Raw genomic sequence first — 21559 nt, 5'->3', positions numbered from 1 at the left:
GTCTGCCAGCAGAAATTCGACTCTGACCCTAATTATTTTATAGACGAATGCTTAGGGTGGTAATTGTAATTTAAGCATGTTGCAGCACCGCATGTATTCTGGGATCTAAAGGTCTGTTGTCAAAATGTCGGCAGGGTGCTGCTTTCGGTCGTATTGATATACAGAATGGCAGATAACGGGTATCTTGGGGCAGCGATATTTGCATTGCTATGCAGCATGCGAATCGGCTGCAAAGCCGCATGAAATCAAGGGCTGGCACGCTTGCACGGAGGCTTTTCCGGCGCTTTGATTCTCCTTGATAACAAGTTCGGTTACCCCTTATACTTCGAAGGTTTTAGCTTGTGCATACAAGCAACTTGCCGCGGGTGGATGGTGCGCCATGGTGAAGCGAGAATGGGACTTGAGGCGTAACTGCGCAATCGCGCCGCGCCAGCTTGGCTTTTTCTATGCGATCCTCTGTGCGACTTCGTTTGCCGTGGCAATCGGTTTTACTTTGCGCGGTGCCTGGTTTGTCTTGCTATTTGCAGTGGTTGAGATGTCCGCAGTTGCTGTCGCATTTCTCATCTATGCCCGGCACGCCACAGACCGCGAGCACATCGCAATGTTGGACGATTATCTGCTTGTAGAATTGATACAAGCACAACAGGTACGGCAGTTTAAACTCGATTTACGTTGCATCCGGATTGCGGTGCTCGATACCGGCCGGGGCCTGGTAGGCCTGGAAGCGCTCGGCACCAGGGTTGAGGTTGGACAGTTCCTGACGGAATGGAAACGGCGCGAATTTGTACAGGAGTTGAGGCAGGAACTACAGCGCGTGTCTGCGTCTGCTGGTTAACATAATTATAATTTTGGGCTTTTGAGGAAAACATGGAATATGCGAAGCGCCTTATATCGTTGACGCTCGGTGCGTCGCTCCTGTCGGCAGCCATGCCTTCATGGGCGGTAGTCGATAGTCCGGGTGGCCCTAAAGTACTAGGGATGAACTTTCAACCGCCAGTGACGCAGATTGCGCAGCAAATTTATGATCTGCATAACCTGATGCTGATTATTTGCCTGGTGATCTTCCTCGCTGTTTTTGGCGTGATGTTTTATTCGATCCTCAAGCATCGCAAGTCGCTGGGCGCCAAATCGGCCAGTTTCCACGAAAGCACCGGCGTTGAAATCGCCTGGACCGTGATCCCTTTCCTGATCGTCATCGGCATGGCGCTGCCAGCCACCAAGACCGTGGTGGCAATGAAGGACACCTCCAATGCCGACATCACGATCAAGGTCACCGGCATGCAATGGAAGTGGGGCTACGATTACCTCAACGGCGACGGCGCCGGCATTTCCTTCCTCTCCAACCTTGCAACACCGCACGAGCAAGTTGTCGACTCGACCAAGGTCAAGAACGACAACTACCTGATCGAAGTCGATAATCCGATGGTGGTGCCGGTCAACAAGAAGATCCGCATCATCACCACCGCCAACGACGTCATTCACTCCTGGACCATCCAGGCGTTCGGCGTCAAGCAGGATGCGATTCCCGGCTTCGTGCGCGATACCTGGTTCAAGGCTGAAAAAATCGGCACCTACCGCGGCCAATGCGTTGAGCTGTGCGGCAAGGACCATGCGTTCATGCCGATCGTGGTCAATGTCCTGAGCGAAGCCGACTACAAGGCCTGGGTCGACGGCAAGAAAAAGGAAATGGCTGCGCAAGCGGATGATCCGAACAAGACCTGGACCATCGACGAATTGAAGCAACGCGGCGAAAAAGTTTACACGGCCAATTGCGCCGCCTGCCACCAGGCAACCGGCAAGGGTGTACCTGGCGCGTTCCCGGCGCTTGACGGCGACCCGGTTGTGAACGGTCCGCGTGCGGCCCAGATCAATGTGGTGTTGAACGGCAAAACCGACGGCGCCATGCAGATGCCGGCCTGGAAAGCCGTGTTGTCGGATACCGAAATTGCTGCGGTGATCACCTACACCCGCAACAACTGGTCCAACAAGGCACAAGAAAATATTGTTCAACCGGCTGAAGTGCTGGCTGCGCGTAAGTAATTCCTAGGAGATTGAGATGAGCACTACCGCAGTCGATCACCCACACGATCATTCTCACGACGACCACGCGCACGGTCACGAACATGACCATCCACACGGCTGGCGGCGCTGGTTGTTCGCAACCAATCACAAGGACATCGGTACCCTGTACCTGTGGTTCTCCTTCACCATGCTGCTGTCAGGCGGCGTGCTGGCATTGCTGATCCGCGCCGAGCTGTTCCAGCCAGGCCTGCAATTCTTCAAGCCGGAATTCTTCAACCAGCTGACCACGATGCACGGCCTGATCATGGTGTTCGGCGCGATCATGCCGGCCTTCGTCGGCTTCGCCAACTGGATGATCCCGCTGCAGATCGGCGCATCCGACATGGCTTTTGCGCGGATGAACAATTTCTCGTTCTGGCTGATGCCACCGGCCGCATTGCTGCTGCTGACGTCGTTCCTGGTGCCGGGCGGCGCGACTGCAGCCGGCTGGACCTTGTACGCTCCGCTGTCGACCCAGATGGGCCCTGGCATGGACATGGCGATTTTCGCGATTCACATCATGGGTGCGTCGTCGATCATGGGTTCGATCAACATCATCACTACCATCCTCAACATGCGCGCGCCTGGCATGACGCTGATGAAGATGCCGATGTTCTGCTGGACCTGGCTGATCACCGCCTACCTGCTGATCGCCGTGATGCCAGTGTTGGCCGGCGCCATCACCATGACCCTGACCGACCGTCATTTCGGCACCTCCTTCTTTAACGCTGCCGGCGGCGGCGATCCGGTCATGTACCAGCACATCTTCTGGTTCTTCGGCCATCCTGAGGTGTACATCATGATCTTGCCGGCGTTCGGCATCGTCTCGCAGATCATCCCGGCTTTCGCCCGCAAGCAATTGTTCGGCTACGCATCGATGGTGTACGCCACCGCATCGATCGCGATCCTGTCGTTCATCGTCTGGGCGCATCACATGTTCACCACCGGCATGCCGGTGACAGCGCAGCTGTTCTTCATGTACGCAACCATGCTGATCGCGGTGCCGACCGGCGTCAAGATCTTCAACTGGATCGCGACCATGTGGCGCGGTTCGATGACTTTCGAAACCCCGATGCTGTTCGCGATCGGCTTCATCTTCGTGTTCACCATGGGCGGCTTTACCGGCCTGATCCTGGCGGTGACGCCAATCGACATCCAGATGCAGGACACCTACTACGTGGTGGCGCATTTCCACTACGTGCTGGTGGCCGGTTCCTTGTTCGCGCTGTTCGCCGGTTACTACTACTGGGGTCCGAAATGGACCGGCTTCATGTACAACGAAACCCGCGGCAAGATCCACTTCTGGAACTCGCTGGTCTGGTTCAACGTGACGTTCTTCCCGATGCACTTCCTGGGCCTGGCCGGCATGCCGCGCCGCTACGCCGACTATCCGGCGCAGTTCACCGATTTCAACATGGTGGCATCGATCGGCGCGCTGGGCTTTGGCCTGACCCAGGTGTACTTCCTGTTCTTCGTCATCATCCCATCGATCAAGGGCGGCAAGAAAGCAGCCGACAAGCCATGGGAAGGCGCCGAAGGCCTGGAGTGGACTGTTCCTAGTCCTGCACCGTTCCATACGTTCGAAACACCGCCGGTCTTTAAATAATGGCAGCGGCGGGGGCAAGCGCCGCCCGCCAGCTCCGCATAGGTGTCCAACATGAATCAGCAGAAAAAACCGAATAACTTGCGCACCGGCTTGCTGGTGGGCTTGCTGGCCTTGAGTTTCTTTATTGCGATCTTCGTCAAGATGTTGTGGTTCAAATAAATGACTACTCCTGCGGGCAACGATAACGATGGCGTCAAGGCTCAATCAAGAAAACTGAATTGGCAGATGCTGGGCAAATTGATGGTGATTGCCGTCATGATGTTCGGTTTTGGCTACGGCCTGGTGCCGGTGTACAAGAAGATCTGCGAAATCACCGGCGTCAATTACCTGACGCCCAAGGATGGCACGGTGGCAGCGCCGGCCAACACGCAGGTCGACAAGAGCCGCACCATTACGGTTGAGTTCGATGCCAATTCGCAAGGTCCATGGCGCTTCCGGCCGACTGTCAGTAGCGTGCAGGTGCACCCGGGTGAAATGACCACGGTGGTGTATGAAGTGGTGAACAAGCAGGCGCGCAAGATGGACGCCCAGGCGATTCCGAGCTACGCGCCGATGCAGGCGGCAGAATTTTTCAAGAAGGTCGAGTGTTTCTGTTTCACCCAGCAGACCCTGGGACCGAACCAGGCCAAGGAAATGCCGGTGGTGTTTTATATAGATCCTGCTATACCTAAAGATGTGAAACTGATTACGCTGTCGTACACGTTTTTTGAAATTGCGGGCCAGCCGGACAAGCCGGCAAGTTAATCTGGTTGGGCCAAGCAGAGGAGTCGCATGTCGGATCTGAAGGAAGCAAGTCGCCGCAAAGCTTCATTTGGCGCCGCCATGAAAGCGGTATTCTGGTCATTCTTCGGCGTGCGCAAAAAGAAGGATTATGAAAGCGATGCGGCGGGTTTGAGCCCGGTGCACGTCATCATCGCCGGGATACTGGGCGCCCTGATTTTTATTGCGATCCTGATCACGATAGTGAAGCTGGTGGTCGCCAAGTAACTTGCAATACAGAATGCAGTGATGAATTAAAAATTGTATCTAAAAATTGTATCGGGAGATGGACATGAGTTCTCAACAAGGCAATGCACCTTACTATTTCGTCCCTGGCCCGTCCAGATGGCCGGTGCTCGGCGGCGTTGCGCTATTGGCGACAATGGCCGGCGCCGCGGCGTGGGTCAATAGCGTAGTGTGGGGCCCGGAGCTGTGCGTGATCGGCATCCTGTCGTTCCTGACGGTGCTCTACAAATGGTTCGGTGACGCCATCCGCGAATCGGAAGGCGGCCTGTACAGCGCCCGCATCGACACCTCGTTCCGCTGGAGCATGAGCTGGTTCATCTTCTCCGAAGTCATGTTTTTCGCTGCATTCTTCGGCGCCTTGTTCTATGCGCGCAGTATCTCCATGCCTTGGTTAGGCGATCTCGACAACAAGATCCTGTGGCCTGATTTCTCCGCCCATTGGGGTAATGCCGGTCCGGCCGGCACGGTCGAATCGTTCAGCACCATGGGACCATTCCCGATTCCAACCATCAACACCGCCTTGCTGTTGACTTCCGGCGTGACCCTGACGATTTCCCACCACGCGCTGCGTGCCGGCCATCGCGCCAAGACCGCGATCTGGCTGTTTGCGACGATCTTGCTGGGCGCCACTTTCATGGGCTTCCAGGCTGCTGAATACATGGAAGCGTATACCGATTTCAACCTGAAGCTGACCTCCGGCGTCTACGGTTCGACCTTCTTCCTGCTGACAGGCTTCCACGGTTTCCACGTGACGATCGGCGCCATCATGCTGTCGGTGGTGTTGTACCGGGTGCTGAAGGGACATTTCACGCCAGATCACCACTTCGCCTTCGAAGGCGCCGCCTGGTACTGGCACTTTGTCGACGTCGTCTGGCTCGCTCTTTACGTAGTCGTATACTGGCTGTAGTCACTAAAGAGGATTTTGGCGCGTAAAAAAAAGGCCACACTTCGGTGCGGCCTTTTTTACTGCAACAAGTGACAACGTGCTGCGCTAAGCTGGCGATCAGTGCAGTCCGGTTGGCTGGATGTATCCCAGTTTGTACAGCACCAGCAGCAAGATGAACAAGGCTACCGAAAAGCCGACGCGTAGGGTCAGGGCTTGCACGGTGCGGTCACTCTTGCCCTTGTCGCGCATCAGGAACAGCAGCGCTGAAAACAGGCTGCCAATGATCAGGATGAAAGCAACGGCGACGACGATTTTCATTTTATGGCCGGCATGAGCGCTAACTAAGTAAGGTTGTATTGTAATGCCAATCAGATTCCGTTTTCGCCTGATTCCGTTCATCGTGACCGTGTTGTTGGTCGCGCTCGGCATTGCGCTTGCGCAATGGCAAACCAGGCGTGGCGATCAGAAGCAATTGATCGAAACCAGGTTGCTGCAACGGCATGCCGAGCCGACGCTCGATTTGAGCGCGCTCTTGCACGCAACGCCGGTGCCAGATGTTGATCAGCTCGAATATCGGCGCGTTGCCGTTCGCGGTGAATTTATTCCTGCCTGGCCGGTCTATCTCGACAATCGTCCGTTGAATGGCGTCGCCGGGTTCTATGTGCTGATGCCATTTAAAATAGTGGCGTCGGACGAATACGTGCTGGTGGCGCGCGGCTGGTTGCCGCGCGATCCGGCCGACCGCACCAGGTTGCCGTCATATCCAACACCGGCCGGGACGGTCGAACTGGAAGGGCTGGCCAGGCGCGATTTCGGTCATGTCCTGCAGTTGGGCGATGCCGGTCCATTGCGGCCTGGCGTCATTTTGCAGAATCTCGGTATTGCCGAATTTGCTGCCGCCAGCAAGCTCAAGCTGCAGCCATTCGTCATCGAGCAGACCAGCAACGCGGAAGATCATCTGCTGCGCGATTGGCCTCGGCCTTCGCTTGGCATCGAAAGACATCGCGGCTACGCATTCCAGTGGTATGCGTTGGCCGTCATGGCCCTTATTTTTTTTGTTGTGACAGGATTCAGACGTGGAACAAAAAACAGCAACAAGCCAGCCGGCCAGCAATCCGGCTGACAGCAAGAACAGCAATAGCATCCAGGCGGACAACCGGCAGCGCCGCTCAGGCCGCTGGAAGCTGTTTGCCGTCATCGCGGTATGCGCGGCGCCGATGATCGCCTCGTATTTCACCTATTACGTGATCAAGCCGCAAAGCCGCACCAACTACGGCACGCTGATTGATCCGCGCAATTATCCGATTCCCGATCTCGGCAGCACCGCGCTGGACGGCAAGCCGCTGGCGCTCGATGCCTACAAAGGCAAATGGCTGATGGTGCAGGTCGACGGCGGCGATTGCCAGAAGGCGTGCCAGGAAAAACTGCTCGACATGCGCCAGCTGCGTCTGATGCAGGGCAAGGAAATGGAGCGCATCGAACGGGTCTGGCTGATCACCGATGACCAGCCTTTGCAAACCATGGTGATGCGCGAATATGATGGCACGCGCCTGTTGCGGGTCAAGCCGGAGCTGCTGAAAGCCTGGCTGCCAACCGAAGCCGGCACCACAGCTGCCGATCACATCTATCTGATCGATCCGCGCGGCAACCTGATGATGCGCTTCCCCAAGGACGCCGATCCGAACCTGGTCAAGAAAGACCTGTCCAAGCTGCTGCGCGCTTCGGCCATCGGATGAGACAGCCATGACGACACCGATGTTGATTCAACTGGGCAGCATGGGCGTGCTGGTTGCCGTGCTGGCGTTCTGCGTGGTCTGGGTTTCCAGCGATACCAACAAGTATCGCAAACTGGTCTGGGTGACGTTGTTCCTGACCTTCGACCTGATCATGTTTGGCGCGTTCACCCGGCTGACCGATTCCGGCCTCGGCTGTCCCGACTGGCCGGGATGCTATGGCCATTCCAACCCGTTGCAGGCGCATGAACATATCAGCGCTGCGCAGGAGGCAATGCCGACCGGGCCTGTCACCGTGATGAAAGCCTGGATCGAGATGACCCATCGTTATTTTGCGATGGGAGTCGGGGTGCTGATCATCGCCTTGATGGCGATTGCCTGGATCCGCTGGTTCAAGTCAACCCCGGCGCAGCGCCAGCCAAAATTTTCCCCCTGGTATCCGAGCCTGCTGTTTTTCTGTGTTTGCCTGCAGGGCGCCTTCGGGGCCTGGACCGTGACGCAGAAATTGCAGCCGGTGATCGTCACCACGCACCTGTTGTTAGGGCTTACTTTGCTGGCCATGATGACCTGGCTTGGCGCGCGCCAGAATGACCACGCGCCGGTAGCGGCAGCCGGCGCTGGGCTGGTCAAGCCGGCCATGATCGGCCTGGTGCTGTTGGTGATTCAGATCGCGCTCGGCGGTTGGGTGAGCACTAACTATGCTGCGCTGGCTTGTACTGACTTTCCCCTATGTCATGGCGCGCTGGTGCCGCAGATGGATTTCGCCAATGGCTTTACGCTGTGGCGGCATCTCGGCATGACTGCGGATGGCGATTTCCTGACCTTCCAGGCGCTGACGGCAATCCACTGGACGCATCGCAGCTTTGCCTTCGTGGTGATCGCCTTCATTGTCTGGCTTGCATGGAAAGCGCTGCATATGGCAGGCCTGAAAAATACCGGGCGCTGGCTGTTAATTATTGTTGGATTGCAATTGCTGACCGGCTTGTCTACCATTTACTTTAACTGGCCGTTGGCGATAGCGGTCGTCCACAATGGCGGGGCGGCTCTGCTGCTGGTTTTGCTGGTCATGTTAAACTATAAGGCTAGACTTGCCCCGGGACCGAATCAGGTCGCGGCGGCTGCAAGCCCACCAGTAACTGCTGATCGCCTCAACCCGCACCCATGACCGCTTTGACCGTACCACCTAATCGAATTGCCCAGTACTGGGCGCTGACCAAGCCGCGGGTAACGCAGCTAGCAGTGTTTTGCGCGGTGATCGGCATGTTCCTGTCTACATCGGGATTGCCTGATTGGCAACGTGTGGTGTCAGCCACGATCGGTATCTGGCTGTTGGCCGGCGCTGCTTTTGCCGTCAATTGCCTGGTCGAGCGGGAAATCGATTCGCGCATGGCGCGTACCGCGCGGCGGCCGATGGCGCGCGGCGAAATCACCGTCAGCCAGACCCTGGTCTTCTCCGGCGTCATCGGCGGCCTCGGCATGTGGGTGCTGTACAACTTCGTCAATCCGCTGACTATGTGGCTGACCTTCGCCACCTTTGTCGGCTATGCCATCATCTACACCATCATCCTGAAACCGGCGACGCCGCAGAATATCGTCATCGGCGGCCTGGCTGGCGCCATGCCACCGGCTTTGGGCTGGGCCGCGATCGCCAATGACGTGCCGATGCAGGCCTGGATCCTGGTGCTGATCATCTTTGTCTGGACGCCGCCGCATTTCTGGGCGCTGGCCATGTACCGTCGCGACGATTACGCAAAATCGGGCTTGCCGATGCTGCCGATCACGCACGGCATGGCATTCACCCAGTTCCAGGTCTGGCTGTACACGATCGCGCTGGTGGCCACCACCATGCTGCCGTTTGCAGTCGGCATGAGCGGTTTGATCTACCTGGCCAGCGCGGCGGTTCTCGGCGTGATCTTCCTGTGGTACGCCTGGCAGATCTACCGCCACTACACCGACCTGATTGCGCGCAAGACGTTTGCCTATTCGATCATCTACCTGTCGCTATTGTTCGCTGCACTGCTGGTCGATCACTATCTCAAATTCTGAAAGCAAAAATGAAGCGAGCCAAACTAGTCGTCTCCGTTCTTGCCGGCCTGCTGCTGGCCGTGTCTCTGGCCGCATGCGGCGACAAATCTGCTGGCGGCAGCCAGGAAATGGTCCTGTCGCCGGCCAAGAGCGCGTTCATCAATACCGATGTCACCGGCCTTGGCTATGCCCGTGATTTTGCGCTGACCGACCATACCGGCAAACCGCGTACGCTGGCCGACTACAAAGGCAAGGCGGTGGTGGTGTTCTTCGGCTACACCCAATGCCCGGATGTCTGCCCGACCACCATGGTCGAGATGGCCGACGTGATGAAAGAACTGGGACCGCTGGCCAGCAAGGTGCAGGTGCTGTTCGTTACTGTCGATCCTGAGCGCGATACGCAGGAATTGTTGTCCAAATATGTGCCGGCCTTCGATCCGAGCTTCGTCGGCCTGTATGGCGACCAGGCAGCGACCGAAAAGGTCGCCAAGGAATTCCGCGTGTTCTACCAGAAAGTGCCCGGCAAGACGCCCGGCAGCTACAGCATGGACCATACCGCCGGCAGCTATGTATTCGATCCGGAAGGCCACATCCGCCTGTTCGTACGGCATGGCCAGGGGCCGGATCCGATTGCGCACGACCTGAAATTGCTGTTGTCGTGAGCGCCGGCATCAGTTGCTGAGCAGATGAGAAACGGGCCCGGTATGCATATCGGGCCGCAATGAAAAAAGGCAGCCTCGGCTGCCTTTTTTGTTGGTGCAACAAGCGGTCAGGTAAATGCGACCAGCGAACCCTTCATTTTCTTCAGGGCAACCGCTTCGATTTGCCGGATGCGTTCGGCGGAGACGCCGAATTCATCTGCCAGCTCGTGCAAGGTGGCGCCGGAGCCGTCGTCGTTGGCCAACCAGCGGGCCTCGACGATACGGCGTGAGCGATCATCCAGCTTGCTCAGTGCCGATTCCAGACCTTCCGACTGCATGCGGTCGTACTGCTGCGCTTCCAGCACCTTGGTCGGCTCTTGCGATTCCGACGACAGGTAGGCGATCGGTGCAAACTTGTCGTCTTCGTCGTCAGTCGGCGCATCCAGCGCGATGTCGCGACCGGTCAGGCGGGTTTCCATCTCGATGACTTCTTCGCGCTTGACGTTGAGGGTCTTGGCCAATGCCTCGACTTGCGTCGGCGTCATCGCGTCCAGGCCTTCCTTGTGGCTGCGCAGGTTGAAGAACAGCTTGCGCTGCGCCTTGGTGGTGGCTACTTTCACCAGGCGCCAATTCTTCAGGATGTATTCGTGCATCTCGGCCTTGATCCAGTGCATCGCATACGACACCAGTCGTACGCCCTGGTCCGGATCGAAGCGTTTGACTGCTTTCATCAGGCCGATATTACCTTCCTGGATCAGGTCGGCGTGTGGCAAGCCGTAGCCCAGATAGCCACGGGCGATCGAGACCACCAGGCGCAAGTGCGACAGCACCAGCTTTTGAGCGGCGCCGAGGTCGTTCTTGTCGCGCAGTTGTTGTGCGAGGGAAATTTCTTCATCGTGCGTCAACATAGGCAACCGGTTGACGGCCGAGATATAGGCGTCAATATTCCCCAGTGTGCCGGAAAAACCGAGCGCCAAAGCATTTGATTCTGTTGGCATTAAAGCGGTGCTGACTGACGGATTCTTCATTCTTTCTCCTTGCTGTCCGGCTGCTTGTAGCAGCCAGTGGATCAACGATCAGACGTTTGACCTACAATATATTAGCACTCTCTATTATAGAGTGCTAATAGGATTTATTAAACGCCGGATATAGTTTGTTACTATTATTATTCTTTTTTTGATTGTTTGTAACAGGCTTATTAGACGGGGAAAACCTGCGAAAGTTGCGTTCCAACGAAACGAAATGCTGCACAGCCGCAGGAAACAACAACTATGCGGCGCAGCCCAGGTCGGGAGTCAGTTCGAGCAGGGCGTCGTAGGGGGCGCTGCTGAGGAAAGTGCGGATTTGCGGCAAATGTGTGCCGTCGGCAATACTGATGTAGAGCCGGGCCGGTGGTTTGCGCAGGATGCGATTCAGTGTCACGCGCAGCGTCAGGTTGCCAATGCAGCAAAAACAGCCAGGGGCGATGCGTTTGATATCGAGGCCGGGCGGCATGGTGGATTCAAACTTGCCGTCCGACAAGCCTTCCAGAATCAGTGCGGTGCTTTGCAGGCTACCTTGGGCGGCAAGATCGGCCTCGATTGCAGCGTGGATTGCGGCTTCGCGAGTGCTGGCCCGCGCGCCGCTAACCAGGGTGGTCAGTGTCATCCGCCCTTTTTGGACAGCTTTCCAGGATCAACGCCGAGCTGTTTCAGTTTGCGGTACAAGTGGGTCCGTTCCAGTCCGGTCTTTTCCGCTACCCGCGTCATGCTGCCGCTTTCGCGGATCAGGTGATATTCGAAATACGCGCGCTCGAAAGCATCGCGTGCTTCGCGCAGCGGCAGGCCGAAAGACGACGAGAACAGGTTGTCGGCGCTCGCCGCAACCGATGGCATGGCCGCCATGTGGGCCGGTTCCGACATCGAGGGATTGCTGAACGCGCCGGTCGTCACGACCACTTCATTCAGGTCGTTCGATGCTGTGGCCGGTTGTGGATACAGCGTTGGCGCGCGGCCGCCTTTTGGTCCTTGCGACAGGCCTTGCTGGACTGCTTTCAACAATTTTTGCAGGGCAATCGGTTTTTCCAGGAAGTTCAGGGCGCCGATGCGCGTGGCTTCGACCGCAGTATCAATAGTGGCGTGGCCGGACATCATGATGACAGGCATGGTCAGCAAGCCGTCGCGCTGCCATTCTTTCAGCAGCGTTACGCCATCGGTATCAGGCATCCAGATATCGAGCAGCACCAGGTCGGGTACGCCGCCCTGGCGAAATTCGCGAGCTTGTTGTGCATTCTCGGCGGCGGTCACGACGTGTCCTTCGTCACCCAAAATTTCCGAGAGCAATTCCCGAATTCCCATTTCGTCATCAACGACTAGGATGTTAGCCATGCGGTAGCCTTCCCATTTCCTGTTGCCTTAAATCCCACTGTGTGGACTGTTCGGATAGTCCAGTTAATTATCAATGTCTGTTGGTTTTTTGTCGGGGCCTGGATAGATGCTATATCAGTCGACTCTCAATTTGCATCTGTTCCAGGTCAAATTCATGTCAAATAATTGACGAATCATGATTCGAGGCTAACTTTAACAGCAAAATCAGGATTTTTGCGCCCTTTGTGTCGCTTCGATTCTGCAGATCGATGCGACCGCCGTGCTCGTCGATAATTTTTTTCACCATCGGCAGCCCCAGACCAGTGCCGCGCGGTTTCGACGTGATGTACGGTTCGAAGGCCCGCGCCAGGATTTTCGGTGCGAATCCTGAGCCGTTATCGGTGATCGAAAGGCGCACCGCGGTGCGTGACAGGCCGTCCGAGCTTTGGAAGCTGACGCGCTCGGTGACCACGTCGATGCGCGGCGGCGTCGGAGCGTCGCTGCGGTCCATCACGGCGTCTTGCGCATTTTGTAAAAGGTTGTGGATGACCTGGCGCAGCTGGGTGGCGTCGCCCATGATCTTCGGCAAATCGGGCGCCAGCGATGCATGGATCATGTCGCGCTCGTCGCCGGCCAGGTAGAGATGCAGGATTTCCGCCACCAGCACGTTCAAGTCCAGTTCGGCCAGCACTGCCGGCGGCGTCTTGGCGTAGTCGCGGAAATCGTCGACCATGCGTTTCATCGCCGCCACCTGGTTGACGATGGTATCCGTGCTTTTCTTCAGGATGGCGGCGTCCTGCGTCATCAGCTTGTCTTCCAGCTTCATCTGCAGGCGCTCGGCCGACAGCTGGATCGGCGTCAGCGGATTCTTGATCTCATGCGCCAGGCGACGCGCCACTTCACCCCAGGCGATCGAGCGCTGGCCGGAGATGACGTCGGAAATATCATCGAATACCACCACGTAGCCGGCGCGGTTTTCCACCGGCAGGCGCGAGCCGCGCGCCAGTAGTGTGATGTCGTCGGCGTCGCCGTTGGCGCCGCTGTCGACGCGCCGTGGAATCTCGATCTGTTGTTGCCAGTGCAGCAGTTCGGGGCCGATCTTGCCGGTGGCGAACTGTGCATTCTGTTCCGAGAATGCGTTGGTGATGACTTCGGCAAAATGCGCCAGGCCGTCGATGATGTTGAGCGGCTGGCCGATATGCGGGGAAAAATCATATTGCAGGATGCGGGCCACCGACTGGTTGCTGGTGACCAGCCGGAAATCGCCGTCCAGCACCATCACGCCTGCCGACATGTTGGCCAGCACCGATTCCAGGTAGGCCTTGGCGTTTTCCAGTTCGTTGCGGTTTTTTTCGACCGAGGCGCGCGCTTCGTACAGCTGGCGCGTCATCAGGTTGAAGGATTGGGTCAGCGTGCCCAGTTCGTCCGAAGTGGCGACGATCGGCCGCGGCGAGAGATTGCCTTCGGCCACCGCCTTGGTGCCTTCCGCCAGCAGCAGCAGCGGCTTGGCGAGGTCGGTGGCGATCAGGAAGGCGCTGGCGATGGCGCCGAATACCGCCAGCAGCAAGGTCAGCGTCAGCGTCACCAGATAAATTTTGCGTAACCCTGAGCGTCCCAGCGAGCGTTCCTGGTATTCACTGTAGGCCGAGCCGAGCGCATCGGCGTTGGTGGCGAGGTAAGTCGGCACCGGCTGGATCATTTGCAGGAAATGCGTTTCGTTTTGCAGCGAGGAGCTTTTCAGCGGTGGCGGGATCTCGACCACCACGTGCAGGCGCAAATCGGTGCCGTCGCTGGCGGCAGCTTGCGCCGCGCGAGTGGAGTCGGGATTATCGAGATCGCTCTCGATCGCGGAAAAACCGCGCGGCAGTCTTGCCTGCTGCAGCATGCTGGCGGTGGGCAAATTGGGAATCAGCGTGCCCAGGTGGCCGCCAACCGAAGCGATCACCTGGCCGTTGGCGGTGACGATCGAGGCTTCCAGGTTCTGGTCGCTGAGCCGGCCAAGCTGGGTTGCCTGCGCCGAGTTCGACAGCTCGGACCATTCGGCGGCCAGTGTGCGGGCCCTGGAGGTCAGGTCGTTGAGCGAGGAGTCTAGCGCCGCATGGCTGAGGTTGAGGCCGGATTGCAGCGCTGCTTCAACGTGGACATCGAACCAGGATTCGATCGAGCGCGAGACGAACTGCACCGACACCAGATAGATGATCACCCCCGGCAGGATGCCGACGAGGGCAAACATCAGCACCAGCTTGGCCATCAGGCGCGAACCGAATTTGCCGCGCTTGTAGCGGCTGTACAGCCGTCCCAGCAACAGGCAGACCAGACCCAGCAGGGCAACGGCCATCAGCGCGTTCAGGCCGAGCAGCCACGAGTAGTGCTTGTCGAAAAAATCCGAATTGGCCGAAGCCGAGGCAAGCAGGAACAGCAGGATGCTGACGATGGCGCCACCAACCACCAGCAGATACCGAAGCGCGCGCGACACGGTTATTCAGCCTTGTAATTGAAGCGCTTCCAGTCGGAAGAAAAACGCCAGTCGCTGTTATTCAGCGCGTTGACCTGGAATGGCTTCGACAGCAAGCCCAGATCCAGCCCCATGCGTACCGCAACCTGATAGACCTCGCCGCTCTTGAGCGCACCCTTGTCGGCAATCAGCCAGCGATTGGGGCGCCGGATCAGCGCCAGCGCATCGTCGAGCGTGTTGAAGCTTTGCTGCAGGCTGCCGTTGATGGCGACGTTATAGCGCCGCGTCACCACGTTGTATTGCAGGCGAATGGTCTGGGTGGCGGTGATGGCTTTTTCGTCAAACCAATACCAGCGCGGGCGGGTCAGTTCGACGTCGGTCGTGAAATACAGGGACACGCCACGGTTGATGACTTCTTCCAGGCCGCGGTTGAGATCGAAAGAGAAGGTTGCCGACAGGCGATAGCCATCGTCGCCTGCTTCGATATGGGCCTGACTCAATTCAACGCCATCCGACGCAAAGCTCGAAGCATGGCTAAAAGACAGTGCCAGCATCAGGGCCAGCAGCCAGTATTTTATGAATTGAGGCAATGGTCGTGTCACTGGTTTCGGGTAAGGTAAAAGTTGGTGGCGGAACAGCGGCTCAGCACTTCTGGAACAGTGCGTAAAACAAGCCATCGTGATCGTGTTCGGCGTCGGCCGTCGGCAACAGCTGTCCGGGCGCCGGCAACCGGCGTGCATTCGCATGCCGCGTTGCAAAGGCCACTGCCTGGGCTTCCGATTCCTGCGGCCAGACGGAACATGTTACGAGTAACAATTTACCATCCGGGCGTAGCATCTGCCAAAGATTGTCCAGAATCTTTGCCGAAAGTGTTGCTAGTTGCTCGGTGTCGGTCTTGCGGCGCAGCCAGCGAATGTCGGGATGGCGGCGCACGATGCCGGAGGCGGTGCAGGGTACATCGGCCAGGATCCGGTCGAATGGCACACCGTCCCACCAGCCGCCGCCGGCGCTGCCCGTGCTGGCATCTCCTTGCTGCAGTTTGGCCTGCAATTGCAGGCGTTGCAGGTTTTGGGTGATGCGCTGCAAGCGTTTGGCATTGTTGTCCAATGCGGTCAGCTCGACATCGGCGATTTCCAGGATGTGGCCGGTCTTGCCGCCCGGTGCGGCGCAGGCGTCGAGCACCCGCATGCCGTCGTGCACGTCCAGCAATGGCGCCGCCAGTTGCGCACCGGCGTCCTGCACCGATGACAGGCCATCTTCGAAACCGGGAATCTGCGCTACCGGCAGCGCGTTGTCGAGGCGAATCGCATCGGCGCCGATCTGCCTGGCGGCGATGTCATGCTGGGCCAGGGTTTGCAGGTAATCGGCAACGCTGGTTTTGCGGCGGTTGACGCGCAGGGTCAGCGGCGGCGGCGCGTTGCCGGCCGTCAGGATCGCTTGCCATTGCTGCGGATAGGCGGCCTTCATGCGATCGATCCACCAGACCGGATAATTCCACATGCCGAGCGGCGTCTTGACGGCGCTGGCCATCAGCGCTTCGCGCTCGCGCAGGAAACGGCGCAGCACGGCATTGACCATGCCCTTGGCGTGCGCCATCTGCGGATCGGAATCGACGGCTGTCACCGCCTGGTTGACCACGGTGAAATTTTCGTAGGCGGGGTCATCGACATCGGCCAGCAGGCACAGTGCGACGCACAGCAGGCAATGCAGCAGTGTCGGTTCCGGCGGCCGGCTGGCGAGGTTGCTCAATAACGTTTCGGCGCGGCCGACGCCGCGCATGGTGCGATAGGCGATGTCCTGTATTGCACCGCGGGTCGGCGCCGGTGCGGCCGATTGGGCAAATACCTGGGTCAGCGCCTGCGGCAGTGCGGCGCCGTCGCGCACCAGCGCAACGGCTTGGGCGGCGCCCAGCAGGCTAAAGGCGAGAGAATCTTTTTTTAAGGTTGAATAAGTCACAAGTTGTTCAGGTCGGTGATGCGTAAGCAGCTTTGATAAATTGTCCAGTCAGTTCCTGGTCGTCGCCAGTTTGATGCCCAGTGCGATAAAGGCGGCGCCGACAGTGCGTTCCAGCCATTGTTTGACATGGGGATTGTTGCTTGCATGCCGGGTCAGGGTGCCGGCCAGCATTGCCGTGCCGCTGTTCCAGCATAACGACATGGTAGCAAACACCGCCCCCAGCAACAAAAAAGCCAGGATCTTGTGCGGCGAGTCATGGTTCACGAACTGCGGGAAAAATGACAGGAAGAACAGGATTACCTTGGGATTCAGTACGTTGGTGACCAAGGCCTGCACGAATATCGTCTTGTGTGGCCGCAGGGCCAGCGCCTCGCGATTTTTGGCGGCGGATGATTGCTTGCTGAATAACATTCTGATGCCGAGATAGACCAGGTAGGCGCCGCCGGCCAGCTTGACCGCCATGAATGCCGTGGCTGAGGCCGCCAGCAGGGCGGTCAGGCCGAATGCCGACAATGTCGCATGGATGCAGCAACCGACGGTGATGCCAAGCGCAGACATCAGGCCGGCACGGCGTCCTTGCGCCACGCTGCGGCCGACGATATAGGCGGTGTCCGGGCCGGGAGTGGCGTTCAGGAGCAGGACGGCCATCAAGAACAGGCCAAAATTGGTGATGCCGAACGATGTCATGGCGGCGTAGCTCGACAGGTTGGTCAGAATGGTGAGATTGTAACGGGGATAGGGGGCAAGTGTGACTGGAAAAACGTCGGGTTTGCTCAATATCCCTGGTGGCGATGTCGATTGTTGTTAAAATGACACCGTTGAGGATGATTTCCTTGGTGCAACTTTGGCAATTTGTGTTGATGAAGCCGGATTTATGCCGCCGGGACCAGGACCGGGGTCGGCGTTTGCAGGGTTTTCAGCATTTGTTGCGCATCCAACCAGCGTCGAAGATCGGCAAATACCCGTTCCGAGCCAATTTCGTTGAATAGCTCGTGATACATGCCTTCGTAGTCGTGGAAGGTGCCGACGCCGGGCCGCAATGCATCGAAGAAGCGCTGGCTGCCTTGCGGATCGACCAGGTGGTCGTCGCCGGCTACCAGTAGCAGGGTCGGGATAGCCAGTGTCGGCGCGTGGGCCAGGGAAAACTCACCGGCTTCCAACATGCTGTTCAACAGACGCGCGCTGATCTTGTCATGCACCAGCGGATCGTTGCTGTAGGCCGGAGCGACCGCCGGGTCGTGCGACAGGTGATTGGTCGAGAGGCCGTTTGGCACGGCCACGCCGGGAGCCAGCATCGACATCACCTTGAGCAAACCACGCTGGATGGCGCTCAACGGCAAGGCCAGGCCGGGCGAAGACAGGATCAAGCCGCGTAGCGGCGACAGGTGGGCGGTGGCAAAGCGCGCCGCAAACACGCCGCCCATGCTATGACCGAACAGCAATGGCGCTGTCGGCGGCAATTCGGGATATTCCAGGGTTTGCTGATGAGCAAAGTCATCCAGCACCAGCTTGGCGTCGTGCAAAATGGTGGTGCTGTCCGGTACGTCGCCGCGCTTGCCGCCGGAGCGGCCGTGGCCACGGTGATCGTAGCTGCGCACCACCAGGCCGCAGCGATTGAAGAAGCGCACTACATGGGCATAGCGCCCCGAGTGTTCGCCCAGTCCGTGCATCAGCAGGATACTGCCGGCAACCGGCACGCCGGGAGCCAGCGGCCAGTCGGTGACGAAGAGAGAGACGCCGTCGCCGGTCGTAAGCTGCTGCTCACGAACTGAGGTCATTATCAGACGCCCCAGAGTACGTCGTTGTTGTGCTTGCGGGCTTCGCGCAGCATTTCCAGCAGTGGGTAGATCTTGTTGGCGAAGTTCACCGTTTGCACCGGCTCGTGGCCGCTGTCGTCGCCGGCTTCGTTGTGGTGGGCGGCGATGTCGCGCTGGACGCTGTCGGATGCTGGGTGAGCGCGGCTTTCCGATGTCTCGGCTTCCAGCTTGGCGATGGCATCTGCACCTTCGGCTGCGGTGATGACGCCGATCTTGACGTCTTTATTCAGCAGGTCGAGGATGCGCTTGGCGTCGTGTTCGAACATGATCACTTCGGCTGACGCTTTGGATTTGAAAGTAACTAACATAAAACCTCAAGATATTGTTTTTGATAAAAAGGACATTGTACAGAATACTTCTTTGTCGGGCGGTTTGCCACCGCTGTCACCGCTGGTTACAGTGCTTGCGGCGGCGATCCTGTCCCGATTGAAATGTGGCCGCAATGATAACGTTTTCCGCTGCTAATTGTGTTTGAACGAGGCGATGAAGGTTTCGGCGTTTTCGCGTGAAACGGCCTTTTCCGGGCCCATGACGATGACCTGGTAGATTTCCTTGTCCTGGCTGACAAAGTGTCCGTACAGGATTTCCGCGTTGCCATCGCGAGTGCTGCCGACGGCTTCGACGTCGACGCTGGCCGACGATCCTTGTGCATTTGCGACTGCGCTGGCTTTCTCTGATTTGACTGTACCGTTGATGTTTTTCACCAGTGCAGTTTTCATCGCGCTCAGCGCCGCCTGTGCCTTGGCGGCGTCGGGCAGGCTGGCGCTGCCGACGGCAAATACCGTATCGTCGACCTTGGCGGCGGTCATGGTCATCGTGACCTGGGTGCCGTCGAGATCGATTTGCCGCGCAAATGTCGACGGTTTGGCCGGCAGCAGCACGCTGTAGGAAGCATCCTTGCCGCGCACTTCACGCCAGTTGAACTTGGGAGAGCAGGCGCCGAGCAATAGTACGGCGCCGGCGCACAGCAACAGGGAGCGGACAGGAAAGGTCGAGGCAGATTTCACGAGATCGCGCAGCGGGCTGCAAAAATGGAAGCAGCCGCTATGGTATCTGATGCTGGAAGGTGCGCACACCGAAAACGATGCCGATGCACAACAGCACGATCCCCGCCACTACCTGCAGGCTGGGCGCGGCGCCGCGGAAAATGAACGCATACAGCAGCGCCGACAGGGTTTCGAACACGATCAGTTGCGCCAGCAGGGCGGTCGGCAGGTGCTGGCTGGCCTTGTTCCACAACAGGATACCGATCCATGATGCACACAGGCCTATGACCAGCATCAGGCCGACGAATTGCAGCGGCCGCGGGCCGAACGGGAATGCGTAGGCGCCGCCCGCCAGTTTCAGGTAGGCGCCGTAGCCGAACAGGCCGACCAGGGCCAGCGGCAAAGTGGCCAGGCCTTGCGCAGTAGCCCAGGTCGATGAACTGATATGCGGATTGGCGCGCAGGTAGCGCGCGTTGACGATCGGGTACCAGGTCCACGCGGCGACACCGCCCAGTGCCAGCAGGCAGCCCAATACATAGTCAAACATGGTGCGGGTGTTGCCCGGCTCGCTGGCTGCAGCGCGCATGTGCGCCAGCTCGGCGGCGTTGACGCACAGGATGCCGACCAGGATGATGGTCAGCGATGGCGCCAGCCGGCGCCAGGCAACGCTCTCCGCGGCGTGTCCCGGTGACCAGTTGGAAAATACCGAAATCACCACCGGCAGAGTGCCAATCAGCATGGTCGGCAGCGGCGCGTCGGCTAACTGAATGGCCGTCGCTAGCGCGGCGTAGTAAAGCAGATTGCCGATCAGCGACAGTTTCAGCGCGGCGCGCCAGTCGGCCTTGGTCAACACGGCGACGCGCTTGCGGTCGAGCAGGGCCGGCACCAGTGCGATCAGGCCGAAGGCGACATAACGCCCGAACGACAGCATGATGCCGGGGTAGTCGGGCAGCATCAGCGGCGCAATGAACACCAGTCCCCACATCAGGCCGGCGCCGAGCGCGCATAACAGGCCGGTCAGCATGGCGAGATGTCCTTTATGGACAGACAACGTTGCGCATGATCCGGTGTACGGCAGGCGGGTGATACGGTAATGATTAAGGATGACATGGGTATTTTGCAGGGCAATCGATCTCGTCGTCCGGCAAACAGTCACAACGACCGCCGACTACGACAAACGCTATCATGCCCGGCCTCAGCTCAGCGGTCTTGTACCAATTTGCTGTTGATACTGCGCCGGCGTGACGCCATAGGCGCGCTTGAACCAGCGCGTCAGGTGGCTTTGATCGGTCAGGCCGACCGCGGCGGCGGCATCGGTCGGAGTGCTGCGCTGGGACAGCAGGGTCTTGGCGCGGGTGGCGCGGCGCGCTTGCAGGTACTGATGCGGTGTCGCGTGGAACTGTGCCGAGAATGCCCTGACGAAATGAAATACCGACATGCCGGCTTCCGATGCCAGCGTGTCGATATGCAAGGTCTGGTCGAGATTGGCTTCGATGCAATCGAGCACGCGCCGCATCGCCAGCATGCGTTGCGGACGACTGCTCGTTGCGCTGGCGAGCGGGCGCAGGTTCTTGCCGTAGCGTTGCGTAACAGCGTCGATCAACTGCGTGAAGTGCGAGATGAAGGCGAGGTCGTCCGGCGCCTGCCACATGCGCCGGAACAGCAGCTGGAAACTGTCGGCCAGTTGCGGATCGTGGGCGGTGGCGTCGGCAAAGTAGGCTTCGCTGCCTGTCAGTTCGCGCAGCACCTGCGGCTCAATGAACAGCATCTGATAAGTCCAGCCGGCGGCGACTTCAGCATGGCCGTCGTGCAATTCGTCGGGATTCAGCAGCACCAGCGTACCGGCCGGCGCTACGTGTTCGGAACCTTTGTGGCGAAAACGCTCGACCCCGGTTTCAATCGCACCCAGCGAATAGGCGTCGTGCACATGCGGCGCAAACGCGTGGTCAACCAGGCGTGCCGAATACAATTCCACGCCCGGCAGATGCGGACTGGTCTTGAAGGTGACGAATTCGGACGGATGATGGAACACGCTGGCGCACC

25 protein-coding genes are annotated in these 21559 nt (G+C 58.6%); 12 read left to right on the top strand and 13 right to left on the bottom strand.

Going from position 1 to position 21559, the window contains the following annotated elements; all coding sequences use genetic code 11:
- Positions 1 to 295: 295 nt before the first annotated feature.
- The 6 genes from ACIPF8_RS03720 to ACIPF8_RS03695 all read left to right on the top strand — a co-directional run bounded on the left by ACIPF8_RS03720 (position 296) and on the right by ACIPF8_RS03695 (position 5579).
- A complete protein-coding gene (locus ACIPF8_RS03720; protein ID WP_400417210.1) occupies positions 296 to 835 on the top strand; it encodes a DUF2244 domain-containing protein in 540 nt (179 codons plus the stop codon).
- A 32-nt stretch (positions 836 to 867) separates the two neighbouring features.
- Positions 868 to 2040 carry a cytochrome c oxidase subunit II gene (gene coxB / locus ACIPF8_RS03715; protein WP_400417209.1) on the top strand — a complete coding sequence of 391 codons (1173 nt, stop codon included), beginning with the start codon at positions 868 to 870 and terminating at the stop codon, positions 2038 to 2040.
- 16 nt (positions 2041 to 2056) lie between these two features.
- Complete coding sequence (ctaD, locus tag ACIPF8_RS03710; RefSeq protein WP_400417208.1) at positions 2057 to 3667, top strand: cytochrome c oxidase subunit I; 1611 nt, start codon at positions 2057 to 2059, stop codon at positions 3665 to 3667.
- A gap of 159 nt (positions 3668 to 3826) precedes the next feature.
- Complete coding sequence (locus tag ACIPF8_RS03705; protein WP_400417206.1) at positions 3827 to 4411, top strand: cytochrome c oxidase assembly protein; 585 nt, start codon at positions 3827 to 3829, stop codon at positions 4409 to 4411.
- A gap of 27 nt (positions 4412 to 4438) precedes the next feature.
- Positions 4439 to 4654, top strand: a complete 216-nt coding sequence (locus tag ACIPF8_RS03700; protein WP_400417204.1) for a DUF2970 domain-containing protein — start codon at positions 4439 to 4441, stop codon at positions 4652 to 4654.
- A 58-nt stretch (positions 4655 to 4712) separates the two neighbouring features.
- The gene (locus ACIPF8_RS03695) at positions 4713 to 5579 is read left to right on the top strand and encodes a cytochrome c oxidase subunit 3 (protein WP_400417202.1); all 867 of its coding nucleotides are present in this window, start codon (positions 4713 to 4715) and stop codon (positions 5577 to 5579) included.
- A gap of 96 nt (positions 5580 to 5675) precedes the next feature.
- Here the strand turns inward: ACIPF8_RS03695 and ACIPF8_RS03690 are convergent, their stop codons facing one another.
- Positions 5676 to 5876: a twin transmembrane helix small protein gene (locus ACIPF8_RS03690; RefSeq protein ID WP_061532147.1), complete on the bottom strand. Its 201-nt coding sequence runs from the start codon at positions 5874 to 5876 to the stop codon at positions 5676 to 5678.
- 43 nt (positions 5877 to 5919) lie between these two features.
- Between ACIPF8_RS03690 and ACIPF8_RS03685 the strand changes: the two genes are divergently transcribed.
- The 5 genes from ACIPF8_RS03685 to ACIPF8_RS03665 are packed head-to-tail and all read left to right on the top strand — an operon-like array spanning position 5920 to position 9978.
- On the top strand, positions 5920 to 6681 hold the full coding sequence (locus ACIPF8_RS03685) for an SURF1 family protein (RefSeq protein ID WP_400417201.1): 762 nt from the start codon (positions 5920 to 5922) through the stop codon (positions 6679 to 6681).
- Complete coding sequence (locus ACIPF8_RS03680; RefSeq protein ID WP_400417199.1) at positions 6635 to 7294, top strand: SCO family protein; 660 nt, start codon at positions 6635 to 6637, stop codon at positions 7292 to 7294. Before ACIPF8_RS03685 ends, ACIPF8_RS03680 begins: the two co-directional genes overlap by 47 nt.
- A 7-nt stretch (positions 7295 to 7301) precedes the next feature.
- The gene (locus ACIPF8_RS03675) at positions 7302 to 8456 is read left to right on the top strand and encodes a heme A synthase (protein ID WP_400417197.1); all 1155 of its coding nucleotides are present in this window, start codon (positions 7302 to 7304) and stop codon (positions 8454 to 8456) included.
- A complete protein-coding gene (gene cyoE, locus ACIPF8_RS03670; protein ID WP_400417195.1) occupies positions 8453 to 9337 on the top strand; it encodes a heme o synthase in 885 nt (294 codons plus the stop codon). The genes ACIPF8_RS03675 and cyoE overlap by 4 nt, the downstream gene beginning before the upstream one ends.
- Before the next feature lie 8 nt (positions 9338 to 9345).
- Positions 9346 to 9978 carry an SCO family protein gene (locus tag ACIPF8_RS03665; protein WP_400417193.1) on the top strand — a complete coding sequence of 211 codons (633 nt, stop codon included), beginning with the start codon at positions 9346 to 9348 and terminating at the stop codon, positions 9976 to 9978.
- A 107-nt stretch (positions 9979 to 10085) separates the two neighbouring features.
- Here the strand turns inward: ACIPF8_RS03665 and rpoH are convergent, their stop codons facing one another.
- The 9 genes from rpoH to ACIPF8_RS03620 all read right to left on the bottom strand — a co-directional run bounded on the left by rpoH (position 10086) and on the right by ACIPF8_RS03620 (position 18838).
- Positions 10086 to 10985, bottom strand: coding sequence for an RNA polymerase sigma factor RpoH (gene rpoH / locus ACIPF8_RS03660; protein ID WP_400417191.1), 900 nt, complete (start codon positions 10983 to 10985; stop codon positions 10086 to 10088).
- A gap of 241 nt (positions 10986 to 11226) precedes the next feature.
- Entirely contained in the window at positions 11227 to 11604 is a 378-nt protein-coding gene (locus ACIPF8_RS03655) for a GTPase (RefSeq protein ID WP_400417189.1), read from the bottom strand.
- Positions 11601 to 12323, bottom strand: coding sequence for a response regulator (locus ACIPF8_RS03650; RefSeq protein ID WP_400417187.1), 723 nt, complete (start codon positions 12321 to 12323; stop codon positions 11601 to 11603). The genes ACIPF8_RS03655 and ACIPF8_RS03650 overlap by 4 nt, the downstream gene beginning before the upstream one ends.
- A 157-nt stretch (positions 12324 to 12480) precedes the next feature.
- Positions 12481 to 14778 carry an ATP-binding protein gene (locus tag ACIPF8_RS03645; RefSeq protein ID WP_400417185.1) on the bottom strand — a complete coding sequence of 766 codons (2298 nt, stop codon included), beginning with the start codon at positions 14776 to 14778 and terminating at the stop codon, positions 12481 to 12483.
- Between the two features lie 2 nt (positions 14779 to 14780).
- Positions 14781 to 15311 (bottom strand): DUF4390 domain-containing protein, encoded by a 531-nt coding sequence (locus tag ACIPF8_RS03640; protein WP_400418167.1) that lies wholly within the window; start codon positions 15309 to 15311, stop codon positions 14781 to 14783.
- An 88-nt stretch (positions 15312 to 15399) separates the two neighbouring features.
- Positions 15400 to 16713, bottom strand: coding sequence for a 16S rRNA (cytosine(967)-C(5))-methyltransferase RsmB (gene rsmB / locus ACIPF8_RS03635; protein ID WP_400417183.1), 1314 nt, complete (start codon positions 16711 to 16713; stop codon positions 15400 to 15402).
- Positions 16714 to 16761: 48 nt separating this feature from the next.
- Positions 16762 to 17400: a LysE family translocator gene (locus ACIPF8_RS03630; RefSeq protein ID WP_400418164.1), complete on the bottom strand. Its 639-nt coding sequence runs from the start codon at positions 17398 to 17400 to the stop codon at positions 16762 to 16764.
- Positions 17401 to 17585: 185 nt separating this feature from the next.
- Positions 17586 to 18491 carry a lysophospholipase gene (locus ACIPF8_RS03625; RefSeq protein ID WP_400417181.1) on the bottom strand — a complete coding sequence of 302 codons (906 nt, stop codon included), beginning with the start codon at positions 18489 to 18491 and terminating at the stop codon, positions 17586 to 17588.
- Between the two features lie 2 nt (positions 18492 to 18493).
- Entirely contained in the window at positions 18494 to 18838 is a 345-nt protein-coding gene (locus tag ACIPF8_RS03620) for a DUF1840 domain-containing protein (RefSeq protein WP_400417180.1), read from the bottom strand.
- On the opposite strand from ACIPF8_RS03620, the gene ACIPF8_RS03615 reads away from it, so the two are divergent.
- Positions 18795 to 18995 (top strand): hypothetical protein, encoded by a 201-nt coding sequence (locus ACIPF8_RS03615; protein WP_400418221.1) that lies wholly within the window; start codon positions 18795 to 18797, stop codon positions 18993 to 18995. The genes ACIPF8_RS03620 and ACIPF8_RS03615 overlap by 44 nt on opposite strands.
- On the opposite strand, the gene ACIPF8_RS03610 is transcribed toward ACIPF8_RS03615, so the two are convergent.
- The 3 genes from ACIPF8_RS03610 to ACIPF8_RS03600 form a co-directional block, all read right to left on the bottom strand.
- On the bottom strand, positions 18992 to 19537 hold the full coding sequence (locus ACIPF8_RS03610) for a hypothetical protein (protein ID WP_400417178.1): 546 nt from the start codon (positions 19535 to 19537) through the stop codon (positions 18992 to 18994). The genes ACIPF8_RS03615 and ACIPF8_RS03610 overlap by 4 nt on opposite strands.
- Before the next feature lie 37 nt (positions 19538 to 19574).
- Positions 19575 to 20540 (bottom strand): DMT family transporter, encoded by a 966-nt coding sequence (locus tag ACIPF8_RS03605; protein ID WP_400417176.1) that lies wholly within the window; start codon positions 20538 to 20540, stop codon positions 19575 to 19577.
- Between the two features lie 171 nt (positions 20541 to 20711).
- Positions 20712 to 21548, bottom strand: coding sequence for an AraC family transcriptional regulator (locus tag ACIPF8_RS03600; RefSeq protein ID WP_400417175.1), 837 nt, complete (start codon positions 21546 to 21548; stop codon positions 20712 to 20714).
- Positions 21549 to 21559 lie beyond the last annotated feature (11 nt).

The sequence above is a fragment of the Collimonas sp. NPDC087041 genome (genome assembly GCF_044745265.1).
Lineage (GTDB): Bacteria > Pseudomonadota > Gammaproteobacteria > Burkholderiales > Burkholderiaceae_D > Collimonas.
This window is presented reverse-complemented; position numbering and strand designations above follow the sequence as displayed.